The organism is Citrobacter sp. FDAARGOS_156 (genome assembly GCF_001559235.2).
Lineage (GTDB): Bacteria > Pseudomonadota > Gammaproteobacteria > Enterobacterales > Enterobacteriaceae > Citrobacter > Citrobacter youngae.
This window is the reverse complement of sequence record NZ_CP014030.2, coordinates 2,803,522-2,816,637: the sequence shown is the minus strand read 5'-3', so window position 1 is coordinate 2,816,637 and position 13,116 is coordinate 2,803,522. Positions and strand designations below refer to the sequence as shown.

Sequence of the window (13,116 nt, the reverse complement as noted above, 5' to 3'; positions counted from 1 at the left end):
CGTTTCGCACTCGTCGTGAAAATGGTAATTTAAAGGGCTTAACGCGGTAAGTTGTACACGATTTATTCGCTCAAACCACATAACGGGAAGTAATGTGAAATATTTACTCATTTTCTTACTGGTGTTGGCGATTTTTGTTATTTCGGTGACATTGGGTGCGCAAAACGATCAACAGGTTACGTTTAATTACCTGCTAGCTCAGGGTGAGTATCGTATCTCCACGCTGCTTGCTGTATTGTTTGCAGCAGGTTTTGCGATTGGTTGGTTAATTTGCGGCCTGTTCTGGCTGAAGGTTCGTGTGTCTCTTGCGCGCGCCGAACGTAAAATTAAACGCCTGGAAAACCAGCTTGCGCCTGCGACCGACGTTGCGGTAACTGCCGACTCGTCGGTTGTGAAGGAATAATTATTTATGTTGGAGTTGTTGTTTCTGCTTTTGCCTGTAGCCGCTGCCTATGGGTGGTATATGGGTCGCAGAAGTGCGCAACAAACAAAGCAGGATGAAGCTAACCGTCTTTCGCGCGACTATGTCGCCGGGGTTAACTTCCTCTTGAGCAACCAACAAGATAAAGCGGTAGATCTGTTCCTCGATATGTTGAAAGAGGATACCGGCACCGTTGAGGCTCATCTCACCCTCGGAAACCTGTTCCGCTCACGCGGTGAAGTCGACCGCGCTATCCGTATCCACCAAACCCTCACGGAAAGTGCTTCGCTGACTTACGAGCAACGTTTGTTGGCTGTACAGCAGTTGGGACGTGACTACATGGCAGCCGGATTGTATGACCGTGCGGAAGACATGTTCAATCAGCTGACTGATGAAACGGATTTCCGTGTAGGGGCATTGCAGCAACTGTTGCAAATCTATCAGGCAACCAGCGAATGGCAAAAAGCCATTGATGTTGCAGAACGACTGGTGAAACTCGGCAAAGATAAACAGCGTATTGAAATAGCGCATTTCTACTGTGAACTGGCCTTGCAGCAAATGGGCAGCGACGATATGGATCGCGCCATGACATTGCTGAAAAAAGGAGCTGCTGCAGACAAAAACAGTGCTCGTGTCTCGATTATGATGGGGCGCGTTTACATGCTGAAGGGAGATTACGCGAAGGCCGTTGAATGCCTGCAACGCGTGATCTCGCAGGATAAAGAGTTGGTCAGTGAAACGCTGGAAATGCTGCAGAGCTGCTACCAACAGCTGGGTAAAAACGATGAATGGGCGGAGTTTTTACGCCGTGCGGTCGAAGAAAACACCGGTGCTGCCGCTGAGTTGATGCTGGCTGATATTCTTGAGGCGCGCGAGGGTACTGATACTGCGCAGGTTTATATTACCCGTCAGTTGCAACGTCATCCGACGATGCGCGTGTTCCATAAACTGATGGATTACCACCTTAATGAAGCGGAAGAAGGGCGCGCAAAAGAGAGTCTGATGGTCCTGCGCGATATGGTTGGTGAGCAGGTGCGCAGCAAGCCGCGTTATCGTTGCCAGAAGTGCGGGTTTACTGCTTATTCGCTGTACTGGCACTGCCCATCGTGCCGCTCCTGGTCAACCATTAAGCCAATTCGCGGTCTGGACGGGCTCTAATTTTTAAAAAAAACTCACTTTAGTTACAACATACTTATTTATTTTTCTTCATCCAGCGCTCAGGCTCCTGAGCCACATCGTTTCGCAGAAATGTAAACGCACCTGTTAATTTTCTATTACCACAGGTAGAATGCACGCCGTTTATCCATTTTGCGCCGTTCGTGCGCCCATCATCAAGAAGGTCTGGTCATGACGTTTACTGCTTCATCTTCTTCCCGCGCAGCTACTGATTCTCCCGTCGTTGTCGCGTTGGATTACTCAAATCGTGATAAGGCATTAGCGTTTGTCGACAGAATTGATCCCCGTGATTGTCGTTTGAAAGTGGGCAAAGAGATGTTCACGCTTTTTGGACCTCAATTGGTACGGGATCTGCAACAACGTGGCTTCGACATCTTTTTGGATTTGAAATTTCATGATATTCCCAACACCACGGCGCATGCCGTCGCGGCAGCTGCTGACCTTGGCGTCTGGATGGTAAACGTGCATGCTTCTGGTGGGGCACGAATGATGACCGCTGCCCGCGAGGCATTACTGCCTTTTGGTAAAGATGCGCCACTGTTAATTGCAGTGACGGTCCTGACCAGTATGGAAGCCACCGACCTTGCCGATCTTGGTGTGACGTTGTCACCTGCGGAGCATGCTGAAAAGTTGGCGCGTTTGACGCAAAATTGTGGGTTGGACGGGGTAGTATGCTCGGCGCATGAAGCGTTGAGGTTCAAGCAGGCGTTTGGACAGACATTCAAGCTGGTGACGCCAGGCATTCGTCCTGAAGGTAGTGAGGCGGGTGACCAGCGCCGTATTATGACGCCACAGCAGGCGCTGGCCGCTGGTGTGGATTACATGGTGATTGGTCGTCCAGTCACGCAGTCGGAAGATCCGGCGCAAACGCTGAAGATGATCAACGCCTCTCTGAATCGAGGTGCATAAATGAGCGACTCAAACTCTCGACTGGTTTATTCAACTGAGTCCGGACGAATTGATGAACCCAGAGTGGTAGCAGAGCGTCCGAAGGGCGATGGTATTGTTCGCATCCAGCGCCAGACCAGCGGTCGTAAAGGTAAGGGCGTTTGCCTGATTACCGGTATTGATCAAGATGACGCTGCACTGGTTAAATTGGCCGCAGAGCTGAAAAAAAAATGTGGTTGTGGTGGGGCAGTGAAGGACGGCGTAATTGAAATTCAGGGTGATAAACGCGACCTGATAAAATCGCTGCTGGAAGCCAAAGGAATGAAAGTTAAGCTGGCCGGCGGCTAATAAAAAAGCCACGGAGAGCATCCGTGGCTTCTCTAATAATACAAACCTGAAAAAGTAAACGTATTATTATATCGAGCCGTTCAACCGTAAATTATTTACCCACCTGGTGGCCGATAATACCACCTACTGCAGCACCACCCAGCGTACCCAGCGTGCTGCCGTCAGTCAGGACTGCACCGCCTATCGCACCTGCACCAGCACCTATCGCAGTGTTACGGTCACGTTTGGACCAGTTAGAGCAGGCACTCAAAGACATTGCTAGTGTAATCGCCAGAATGGCAGCGGTCATTTTTTTGCTCGTTACTAACATAATACTTTCTCCTGAATTATTGAATCACGGAATCCAGTTCACTTTAATGATAGCGCCAAAATAGGACGACTAAAGATATTTCCGCGAAACCGTTTAGCGCAGGACGTTACAATCAAATCCTGAGGTGACTGTTCGCTCCTGTTATATCGCTAACATTAATTCTACGACTTTATCCTGTTAACGACAGGTAAAAAGTCTTAATTGGACTGTCGGATAAGTCTCAGAGAGAAGATGATCTGCCCGCGGACAAATCATCTGCTGAAGTATTATGCGTGAGCATCAATGATATTGACGGTTAAACCCGAGTGTTCAAGTTGCATTTGCACGCTGGCGCTGAGTCTGGAGTCCGTGACTACGCGACTGAATCTGTCTAACGGGCCCAGCGTGTATGGATGAATGGCCTCAAATTTAGAGCTATCGGTGAGTACAATCACCTCAGCGCCTTTTTCCAGAACCGCATTAACCACATCAGAGCGCATCATATCACGCCCGGTGAAGCCGGTGTCAGCCTGCCAGCCGTCAATACCGATAAAGGCTTTACTGAAATGTACCTGCTGAATAAATTGGCGAGTCAGCGGTCCGACCATGCTCTCGCTTTTTTTCTGATAGATCCCACCGAGGAGAATGACTTCACACGGTGTTTCTTTGAGCAGGTGCGCGATGTAGCTACTGACCGTGATGATGGTGACATCTTTTTGTTCTGCCAACGTTCTGGCCAGCAGCGCATTGCTGCTGCCATTTTCAATAAAGACGGATTCACCAGGATTAACCAGTGACGCCGCAAATTCGGCCAGTTCACGTTTAAGGGTGAAATTGGTCATCATGCGCGTTTCGACATCATCACTGTTCAGTGACACCGCAAAACCGTGCGCACGGCGCAAGTAGCTCTGTTTTTCCAGTGTATTCAGATCCTGTCGAATCGTCACTTCGGAGACACCGGTGATTTTAGCCAGGTCGGCCACGCTCATCTGACCTTTATCGATCACCATCTGCAAAATAGATTGTTGTCGGGAATTCATAGTATTAATTTTTATAGCGATATCGTATCGGAAATTAAACGGTAGCTGCGTTATCTGAAATCTGATGGCTACAGCGACATAACGTGAGTGAAGTCATCAGATCTCCCACGGGGCCTTCGGTTTTTTTGACACAGACGCTGTATCTTCTTTGACCGTATCTAACAGTTCAGCCTTGAGAATTTCGAGATTGTGGATCGCTGAGTGGTAATCGCCTGCAACGAGAATATCCAGCACGGTATCAATGCGCTCGGCCAGACGTTGTGCGTCGGTATCAGACATGGTCATCATCCTAATGTCAAAAAGGTTTGAATTTCATGATGCAGAAATTCATGCCAAAAGAGAAGGGAAAAATAGTATTAACATGAATGATTGGAGAATATTATATATTCTGTGATTACATACAGATATGGTCATCACGTAGTGTCCATTTTTGGCTATTTTTCACGTTTATCCCTTCCAATTTTCTTGTTGCGTTATCGCAATTTTTTATTCAGATGACGTTTATACCAACGTTCAAATGCAGCGGCTGGCATTGGCTTGGCGAACAAAAAACCCTGACGTTCATTGACGCCATTTTTGGTCAAAAAAGCATCCTCTTTCGTACTTTCAACGCCTTCAGCTATCACCTGTAGGTTAAGCGCCTGCGCCACTGCGACAATAGCGCGCACCAGCGACTGTGAAATGGGTTGTTTATGAATATCCCTGACGAACGCCTGGTCCAGCTTAATGGCATCAAGTGGGAAGCGGGCCAGTTGAGACAACGATGAATAACCCGTCCCAAAATCATCTAAATGGATCTGTGCCCCAAGCTGGCTAAATTGCTGAATAACGGACAGTGCCAGGTGTTCGTTTTCAATTAAACTGCTCTCGGTCAATTCGACATCGATAGGGCAATATTCAAAATTGAGATCGTGAAGCACCTGTTTCAGGTCGGTAAACAGCGTCTGATCGGCAAGCTGGCGAGCAGAAACGTTCACGGCCACTCGCAGATTAATCCCTTTATCGCGCCACTTTGCGACCTGACGAACAACGTCGAGAATAACCCAGCGCCCCAGCGGCACAATCAAGCCTGATTCTTCAGCGTAGGAGATAAACTCCAGCGGAGGAATGAGACCACGTTCAGGGGACTGCCAGCGCACCAGCGCCTCCAGACTACGTACTTCACCACGCCATGTTATTTTCGGCTGGTAATGAATCAACAGTTGATCGTTTTCCAGCGCCTTACGCAAGTTGGTATCCAGCCAAAGATACTCAAAGACTCGCTGGTTCATTTCCGGAGAGAAAACGCAGAATTGTCCCCGTCCGCCTTCCTTTGCGGTATACATGGCAGTATCGGCATTGCGAATAACGCTCTCGCAGTCGTGTCCATGCTGTGGTGCAAGGGAAATTCCAATCGAACAACCGGTATAAACCTCAATCAGGCCAATTCGGAAGGGCTGGCGCAAACGGGTCAAAATACGTGATGCCGTGGCTTCCAGCGCCACTTGAGATGTTTGAGTCGCGAGGACAATAAACTCATCGCCACCAAAACGGGCCAGTAACTGGTTATCATCAAGACAGCTGAGAATTGCCAGTGACACGCTTTGCAACAGTTGATCGCCGAACATATGTCCGTAGGCATCGTTTACTTTTTTGAAATTATCCAGGTCGAGGTACACAATACCAACCTGGGTATCTCCTGCATTCTCAATGGCTTCAGTGATCAGTTCATGAATCGCATTCCGATTAGGTAATCCGGTAATGGAGTCGGTATTTGCCAGAACTCTCAGGCGTTCCTGAGCACGCCGTTCTTCGGTGATATCGGTACCTGAGCAGATTAGAAATATTTCGTTCTTACCGCTGCCGTTGTGCACAAATTTATTGCGAAACAGAAACAGTCGCTGACCTTTACAGGTCTTCACCCAACGTTCGACTTCATATGAGTTACCTTCGCGAAAGAAAACATCGATGTTGCGTCTGGAGGCTGCGGCTTCGCGTCGACTCATAAACAGCGTGAAGACACTTTGACCAATCACTTCGCGTTCTTTGAGTCCGGTATATTCTTCACACAGGCGATTGAAACGCTGAATGTTCCCCATGCGGTCAAGGATGACAATAACGGAGTTGGCTTCAGAGACCACCTGTTCGGCAAAAGAAAGTCCTTGTGCCAAATCGCGGGCGACCGGAGGGGTATCATCCCAAGCGGATGCACTTCCGGCCCATTCGCGTTTATTTATTTTCCGCCCGACCAGGTGAACAGGGATATCGTCATCTTCAATCGACAGTGTTATTAACAGGCTTGACGTGATGACCGTCATCTCCCGAATGCGGTCGGCTTGCTCAGGAGATAATTCGATGTTTTGGTTCGTTTCTGCCGCTTCGTCAATAGAGAAATGCAGGATGTCGCAATCCTCTGACAAACGCCAGTAGGGGTTATGGGTGCCCACATAGCTATACAACGTAGCCAGCTCCCGAACGTCTTTCATGATGTGTACTATCCCGTTTAAAGCGCATAGAGCCTCAAAAGTAAGGGTAGCCATAATTCAAAGGGTGATGATGGCTGAACATATTGTTTTATTTATATATTTATGTGTAATCCAGATTCAGGAAAAAGCAAAGCTGGCGAACGGAAAATAGTAAAAAATAAATCTGACTGGATGGAAGAAGTGTAGTGCGTGGCAGGCAATTGGTCGGGAAAAAAGAAAACGACCTTTCACAAAAGAGAAAGGTCGTTGAGTTAATGCGTATTATACGGCAGGGCGCGCGATGACGCTGCGGGTTTCCATCCGCACTTCGGCGATGGTGACGTCAATGACATCAGTAACTTTGTAAACCACCTCACCTTTGATCTGGACCGTACCACTTTCCTGGCTACACACCAGTTCATCACGAACCGCGTGCAGGAAGGGGGCCGGAATAAAGGCTACCGCGCCGTTATCAATTAAACGTACACGCATACCACCACGGCTGACATCAATAATCTCGGCCGCAAAGCGGGTGTCGGTGCCGGCTTTGTCATTCAGAAAACGTGCATACAGCCAGTCACCCACATCACGCTCGGCCATGCGGTTCAGGCGGCGACGTTCAGCCATCTGCAAAGTCGTATCATCCTGCGGGCGGGAAATTGTCTCACCTTTGATGATGGCCTTAAGCAAGCGATGGTTGATCATGTCGCCATATTTACGGATAGGCGAGGTCCAGGTGGCATAAGCTTCCAGGCCCAGACCAAAATGCGGACCCGGCTCGGTGCTAATCTCAGCGTAAGACTGGAATCGGCGGATGCGGCTGTCGAGGAAACCGGAAGGCTGCGCATCCAGTTCACGACGCAGTTTACAGAAGCCTTCCAGCGTCAGGACCTCTTCAGCATCAACGTGCATACCATGGGTTTTCAGTAGGGCAGCCAGTGCTTCTGCGTTAGCCGGATCGAATCCCATATGCACGTTATAAATACCAAAGCCCAGCTTGTCGCGCAGTACGCGGGCAGCACAAATGTTCGCCGCAATCATGGACTCTTCCACAATGCGGTTCGCGATGCGGCGCGGTTCCGCCACGATATCCAGTACTTCGCCTTTTTCACCGAGAACAAAACGGTAATCCGGGCGGTCTTTGAATACCAGAGCGTGATTATGGCGCCATTCGCCACGACTGAGACAGATACGGTGCAGCAGATGGATCTGCTGTGCAATTGCGTCATTCTCCGGCTGCCAGTCACCCGAGCCTTCAAGCCAGTCAGAGACGTTGTCGTAGGCCAGCTTCGCTTTCGATTCAATCGTTGCTGCGAAGAAGGTGATATTGTCTTCGATCGTGCCGTCAGCAGTGATGCTCATGCGGCAGGCCAGAACCGGGCGAATTTCGTTAGCACGCAGAGAACACAGATCGTCCGAAAGCTCGCGCGGCAACATTGGGATGTTGAACCCCGGCAGGTAGTTGGTAAATGCACGAATTTTTGCAATGTTATCCAGCTTACTGCCTTCAGCAATCCAGGCGGTAGGATCGGCAATCGCGACGGTTAACTGCAATTTACCGTCCGTTTGTTCTTCGGCGTAAAGCGCGTCATCCATGTCCTGCGTACTGGCGCTGTCGATGGTGACGAAGTTCAGTGCGGTTAAGTCCTCGCGCACCAGACCCTCATCCAGCATCTCAGTGGCGATGCCATCGGGTGCTTCTTTTTCCAGATTATGGCGAGCCAGTGTGACCCACCACGGAACGAAGTGATCGTCAGCGAAGGTAATAAATTGGGTTAACTCGGCGTAGAAGGTGCGGTCGCCTTTTAACGGGTGGCGACGCATTTCTGCAACAGCCCAGTCACCTTCTTTAAATTCATGTTCAACGCCACGCGCGGCGCGGCAGGGAATCGCATCTTTCAGGAGCGGATGATCCGGCACAATGGACAGGCGGTCATTCTTACCCTGAACTTTGCCCACGAAGCGCGTCAGGAACGGCTCGATCAGTTCTTCCGGTTCGGCAGATTCGCGATCTTTTTCCGTATGGATAACCGCCACAATGCGGTCGCCATGCATCACTTTTTTCATCTGCGGCGGTGGAATGAAATAGCTTTTTTGTGCATCGACTTCCAGGAAGCCAAAGCCTTTTTCCGTGGCTTTTACCACCCCTTCAGCACGTGGCGTCTGGGAATGTAGTTGCTGTTTAAGCTGCGCTAGCAGCGGGTTGTCCTGAAGCATAATTGTCTATTTTCGTGGCTGAAAGAGCGGCTGACAGTTTTACGCGAATCTGCCAGTCGCAGCAAGCGCTCTTTCAGCAAGTGGATCGGTTAATACGTCTCGCCCAACGCGATCTTCAAACGATTTAACCATCCGCACAATCCGCTCCAGGCCAGTACGTTAATTGCCTGTTCTGAAGATATACCCTGGTCGAGTAACGGAGTAAGCAGTGCGGCGCTAAAGCGATCGGGCGCCCGGGTTAGCCATTGTACCGCCTGCAGGGTGACGCGCTCAACCGGATGTCGTTGCTCCCAACGCTGTATTTGGCGCTCATCCTGGCGAAGTACGGTAATAATCTCAGTGAGCTCAGTGGCTGAGAGGGCGTACTCATTGAAGCAGGACACGCTACCGTTAATCCGCGATGTGAACAGCGTGGTCAGAGAAAATGTCCGTGATTGCACATCGCTGTGTAATGTGCTGGTAAAAAGCGCTTCAAATAACGCCAGTTCTTCAGGTGAGTGTTGAAGTAATGGCCTCAGCGCTTGCAACACAATGGGAGTATGGCTGGCATGTGCTTCTGCGCCGGCAAGATGTTTTTCAATTGGCAGGTCGGCGGTGTGCCACTGTGCTTCTTCTGCACTAAAGGGGGATGCCTCGGCAAATTGCTGAATATCAAGGCCTGGAATGCGTCGCACAGGATGGCCAAACCAGGCTTGAAACAACGCAACGACGCGGGCCTGAAAGCCGACAAAGCCAACGATTTGATTCATCAGAACACTGTCGCTGGTCGTGAGGCCAACCGCCTCCAGATGCTGGCGATCGCGTGAGCCGATGACGTCCGGAGAGCTGGCTAGCTGGCGAGCATATTGGGTGATTTGCGCCAGTCGGTGGTTGCTTTCCCTGGATGAATTAGGGCCAGGAAGGGGGGTCAGACGTGCAGCATAATGATTACATAAACGCTGTACGCCACAAACCTGTGCGACGGTTAAAGCGGTACTCATACGTTCATAGGCGCTGAACGTGTGCATTGAATCCAGAGAAACATGCACTGGGAAGAGAAGTTGAGCAAGTTTACGGGCAGGTTCTAACCAGGACTGAAAGGGTAAAAGCGCAACGGCAGGTATTGTCAGATCCAGCAAAAATCGGTCCTCTACGTGTGCGGCTTCGGGCACCAACGGTAGAACATCTTGCGGATATGTACTGGACTGTGTCTCATGATACCAGTGGCTTTTGCCTTCAATTCGGCGTTGTTCCATGGGCGTTCCTTGGTCTAAAAAGTGGCGACCCGGATACGTCGTCATACCTGTACGCCGGATCGTTTGCGCTGCGATATCCTGACGTAAGCGAATGAGGTGATGAAAGATTGTTAAGTGATAATAAATATCAGAAAAGCATATATAGCCACGAGCGAAGGAGAAGGGAGAGGAAAATAATGGGCGACGGAGCGTCGCCCATAGAGGAAGTCTGAAAGATTATTTCAGTTCCAGTTCGTTCATTGCGGCGATGCTGAAGCCACCGTCAACGTGAACGACTTCACCGGAGATACCGGCGGACAGGTCTGAGCACAGGAATGCCGCAGAGTTGCCCACATCTTCAATGGTAACGGTACGACGAATCGGCGTAACCGCTTCGCAATGTGCCAGCATTTTACGGAAATCTTTGATACCGGAAGCCGCCAGAGTACGGATTGGGCCGGCGGAGATTGCGTTCACACGCACGCCTTCAGGACCCATCGCGTTAGCCATATAACGAACGTTGGCTTCCAGAGAGGCTTTCGCCAGACCCATTACGTTATAGTTCGGGATCGCGCGCTCTGCACCCAGGTAGGACAGCGTCAGCAGTGCAGAACCAGGGTTCAGCATTGAACGGCATGCTTTTGCCATTGCAACAAAGCTGTATGCGCTGATGTCATGAGCAATTTTAAAGCCTTCGCGGGTGACCGCATTCACGTAGTCGCCATCCAGCTGGTCAGCAGGTGCGAAACCGATGGAATGTACGAAACCGTCGAATTTCGGCCAGACTTTGCCCAGTTCAGCGAACATGGTGTCGATGCTGGCGTCTTCAGCCACATCACACTGCAGTACGATGTTGGAACCCAGCTGAGCGGCAAATTCTTCCACGCGGCCTTTCAGTTTGTCGTTCTGGTAGGTGAACGCCAGTTCAGCGCCTTCGCGGTGCATCGCCTGTGCGATACCGTAGGCGATGGACAGTTTACTGGCAAGACCGGTCACCAGAATGCGCTTACCGGAAAGAAAACCCATAGCTTTAATCCTTATAGTCATTACTTATTTTTTTTAGCAATCAATGAGTTATGATTGCAATTTCAAGGTCACTCGAAATTGGTGTGAAATTATATCCCACTCTTTGCCCCTTGTGTCACGATCTTTCTCTGCTATTCACCAGACGGTGAGCAGCAGTAATCGGCATTTCAGAGGGCAGGGAATCGTTGTCAGCACCTGGTGGCCTGTCACTATTCATTGCACGTGAGGAGTATATCACTCCCCCCTGGTTCTGCCTCATCCAACCAGAGAAGAGCAGGGGTATAAGGTGAAAATACAAGGCGTCAGAGGGTTAAAATGGTATGATCTGACCTCTAGTCGATGTTTTAACACATATCAATGTAAGAACATTCTTAAAACAAAAAATATGACCATATTCATTTAGTTATGATATATTGTTTTTATCGATCAATATCGATTCATTGATCGATATTATTGATTGATTATGATTAAAAGTGCATTATCAGGACGTTATGATCAATTGGAGTGGTCTTATGCACTATCATTTCATCGCGGAACCGATGAGAGACACAACAGATAAGTTGCTGGGTGTTGAGATGCTCGCCCGCTTCACCTCTGAGACGGTTCATCCGTTACACGCAGATTCCATCATTTCGGCATGGAGTAGCGAACAAAAACGTAATTTCATGCTTGAGCAAATTCGGTTAATTGCAGAAAAGCGTAATTGGTTCGAGAACAATAATCTGCTCTGTACGCTAAGCCTTATTGATGAAATGGCGCTATTAGCAATTGGTGATCCCGTCATTAAGTCGGCCTTGCATTCCATGCCCTTTATTGCGCTGGAACTCTCAGAACGCTTTCTGTCGAATACAGTTTGCCTGAACAACCTGCTGATTAATTCGCTGAGTGATGGCCCAAATGCCTTGTGGCTGGGCGATCTCGGATCTGGCAGTATTGGCGCGAGTCCGCTGGTGTGCGGCCGTTTTGACGTTGTGAAAATGGATCGCGACTTCTTCCTGTCACAGGTAGAAAAAACAATTTTCCCGGTGTTGATTAAAAATATCAGGGGATATTGCGAGCGCGTTGTGGTTGAGGGGATAGATACGACCCATCTTATCGAGGAGGTCTGCACCGCCGGCGTTTGGGCGATGCAGGGTGAAATTTTCCCGTCAGTCACGTTCTCTGAGGTTGACGCGCTACTCTTGCCCCGGTTTTGTCACTGATGACAGAACGGATAGCCCTCCCGTCCTGGTGGGCTATTATCTGATTAACGGTCTTTCCGCCAGGCATCGGCGGTAAGCGCCTCGCCAAAATGCCCTGCAATAAGACGACGAGTCAGCTCATGTAGCGGAGAGGCCAGCACGTCCGCCGTACTGCCGCGCTCGACAACTTCGCCCTGATGCATGACTAACACCTGGTCGCTGATGTGTTTCATCATCCCAATATGTTGGGTCACATAGATATACGAAATCCCCTGTTTTTCCTGTAATTCCAGCATCAGGTTGATGAGTTGCGATCGCATCGACATATCCAGAGAAGCCAGCGCTTCGTCGGCGATAATAACTTTTGGCCGCAAAATCAGCGCACGGGCAAGGCCCAGACGCTGTTTTTGCCCTGGGGCCAGCATATGCGGATAGTAGCTAACATGATCGGGTAGCAGACCCACCATACGCATAGTTTCCACAATCTGTTTGCGGCGCTGTTCAGGCTCCAGATCGGTATTCAGGCGTAACGGAAAATCGAGGATCTGCGAGATACGCTGCCGTGGGTTTAGCGACGTTGACGGATCCTGGAAAATCATGCGAATACGCTGACTACGAAATGAATAATCGCCATATTTTAGCGGATGATCGTCAATCAGCAGCTCGCCGCTGGTCGGCTCAACCATCCCAGCCAGCATTTTCGCCAGCGTGGACTTGCCTGAGCCGTTCTCGCCAATAATAGCGAGCGTTTGACGTTCACGCAGCGTAAAGCTCAGCGGTTTAACGGCTTCGACGGTCTGGCGGCGAAATAATCCCGTCCGGTAGCGGAAGGTTTTGCTCAGATTACGCACTTCGAGCAGGGTTTCTACCAT

13 protein-coding genes are annotated in these 13,116 nt (G+C 49.9%); 5 read left to right on the top strand and 8 right to left on the bottom strand.

Features of this window, described 5'->3' with window-relative positions; translation table 11 throughout:
* Positions 1-94: 94 nt before the first annotated feature.
* The 4 genes from AL515_RS13770 (at position 95) to yciH (ending at position 2,833) form a co-directional block, all read left to right on the top strand.
* Complete coding sequence (locus AL515_RS13770) at positions 95-403, top strand: LapA family protein (protein ID WP_005126452.1); 309 nt, start codon at positions 95-97, stop codon at positions 401-403.
* Between the two features lie 6 nt (positions 404-409).
* Positions 410-1,579 carry a lipopolysaccharide assembly protein LapB gene (gene lapB, locus AL515_RS13765; protein ID WP_061068004.1) on the top strand — a complete coding sequence of 390 codons (1,170 nt, stop codon included), beginning with the start codon at positions 410-412 and terminating at the stop codon, positions 1,577-1,579.
* 189 nt (positions 1,580-1,768) lie between these two features.
* Complete coding sequence (pyrF, locus tag AL515_RS13760) at positions 1,769-2,506, top strand: orotidine-5'-phosphate decarboxylase (RefSeq protein ID WP_061068003.1); 738 nt, start codon at positions 1,769-1,771, stop codon at positions 2,504-2,506.
* Positions 2,507-2,833, top strand: a complete 327-nt coding sequence (yciH, locus tag AL515_RS13755; RefSeq protein WP_048211503.1) for a stress response translation initiation inhibitor YciH — start codon at positions 2,507-2,509, stop codon at positions 2,831-2,833.
* 91 nt (positions 2,834-2,924) lie between these two features.
* Here the strand turns inward: yciH and osmB are convergent, their stop codons facing one another.
* The 7 genes from osmB to fabI all read right to left on the bottom strand — a co-directional run bounded on the left by osmB (position 2,925) and on the right by fabI (position 11,063).
* Positions 2,925-3,143 (bottom strand): osmotically-inducible lipoprotein OsmB, encoded by a 219-nt coding sequence (osmB, locus tag AL515_RS13750; RefSeq protein WP_003020583.1) that lies wholly within the window; start codon positions 3,141-3,143, stop codon positions 2,925-2,927.
* Positions 3,144-3,409: 266 nt separating this feature from the next.
* Entirely contained in the window at positions 3,410-4,162 is a 753-nt protein-coding gene (gene yciT / locus AL515_RS13745) for a DNA-binding transcriptional regulator YciT (RefSeq protein ID WP_048211504.1), read from the bottom strand.
* Positions 4,163-4,258: 96 nt separating this feature from the next.
* Positions 4,259-4,441 carry a YciZ family protein gene (locus tag AL515_RS13740; protein WP_048211505.1) on the bottom strand — a complete coding sequence of 61 codons (183 nt, stop codon included), beginning with the start codon at positions 4,439-4,441 and terminating at the stop codon, positions 4,259-4,261.
* Between the two features lie 194 nt (positions 4,442-4,635).
* The gene (gene pdeR, locus AL515_RS13730) at positions 4,636-6,627 is read right to left on the bottom strand and encodes a cyclic di-GMP phosphodiesterase (RefSeq protein WP_061068002.1); all 1,992 of its coding nucleotides are present in this window, start codon (positions 6,625-6,627) and stop codon (positions 4,636-4,638) included.
* A 261-nt stretch (positions 6,628-6,888) separates the two neighbouring features.
* On the bottom strand, positions 6,889-8,823 hold the full coding sequence (locus AL515_RS13725) for an exoribonuclease II (protein WP_048211507.1): 1,935 nt from the start codon (positions 8,821-8,823) through the stop codon (positions 6,889-6,891).
* 89 nt (positions 8,824-8,912) lie between these two features.
* Positions 8,913-10,058, bottom strand: a complete 1,146-nt coding sequence (locus AL515_RS13720; protein ID WP_061068001.1) for a carboxymuconolactone decarboxylase family protein — start codon at positions 10,056-10,058, stop codon at positions 8,913-8,915.
* A gap of 216 nt (positions 10,059-10,274) precedes the next feature.
* Positions 10,275-11,063 (bottom strand): enoyl-ACP reductase FabI, encoded by a 789-nt coding sequence (fabI, locus tag AL515_RS13715; protein WP_005126472.1) that lies wholly within the window; start codon positions 11,061-11,063, stop codon positions 10,275-10,277.
* 512 nt (positions 11,064-11,575) lie between these two features.
* Here fabI and AL515_RS13710 point away from each other — a divergent pair.
* Complete coding sequence (locus AL515_RS13710) at positions 11,576-12,265, top strand: EAL domain-containing protein (RefSeq protein WP_048212578.1); 690 nt, start codon at positions 11,576-11,578, stop codon at positions 12,263-12,265.
* Between the two features lie 44 nt (positions 12,266-12,309).
* Here AL515_RS13710 and sapF read toward each other — a convergent pair whose 3' ends face one another.
* A complete protein-coding gene (sapF, locus tag AL515_RS13705) occupies positions 12,310-13,116 on the bottom strand; it encodes a peptide ABC transporter ATP-binding protein SapF (protein WP_048211509.1) in 807 nt (268 codons plus the stop codon).

Coding starts and splice junctions, on each gene's coding strand:
- AL515_RS13720 (WP_061068001.1), bottom strand. CDS start 10,058: ATGGAACAACGCCGAATTGAAGGCAAAAGCCACTGGTATCATGAGACA.
- AL515_RS13740 (WP_048211505.1), bottom strand. CDS start 4,441: ATGTCTGATACCGACGCACAACGTCTGGCCGAGCGCATTGATACCGTG.
- yciH (WP_048211503.1), top strand. CDS start 2,507: ATGAGCGACTCAAACTCTCGACTGGTTTATTCAACTGAGTCCGGACGA.
- yciT (WP_048211504.1), bottom strand. CDS start 4,162: ATGAATTCCCGACAACAATCTATTTTGCAGATGGTGATCGATAAAGGT.
- AL515_RS13725 (WP_048211507.1), bottom strand. CDS start 8,823: ATGCTTCAGGACAACCCGCTGCTAGCGCAGCTTAAACAGCAACTACAT.
- sapF (WP_048211509.1), bottom strand. CDS start 13,116: ATGGTAGAAACCCTGCTCGAAGTGCGTAATCTGAGCAAAACCTTCCGC.
- lapB (WP_061068004.1), top strand. CDS start 410: ATGTTGGAGTTGTTGTTTCTGCTTTTGCCTGTAGCCGCTGCCTATGGG.
- AL515_RS13710 (WP_048212578.1), top strand. CDS start 11,576: ATGCACTATCATTTCATCGCGGAACCGATGAGAGACACAACAGATAAG.
- fabI (WP_005126472.1), bottom strand. CDS start 11,063: ATGGGTTTTCTTTCCGGTAAGCGCATTCTGGTGACCGGTCTTGCCAGT.
- pyrF (WP_061068003.1), top strand. CDS start 1,769: ATGACGTTTACTGCTTCATCTTCTTCCCGCGCAGCTACTGATTCTCCC.
- osmB (WP_003020583.1), bottom strand. CDS start 3,143: ATGTTAGTAACGAGCAAAAAAATGACCGCTGCCATTCTGGCGATTACA.
- pdeR (WP_061068002.1), bottom strand. CDS start 6,627: ATGAAAGACGTTCGGGAGCTGGCTACGTTGTATAGCTATGTGGGCACC.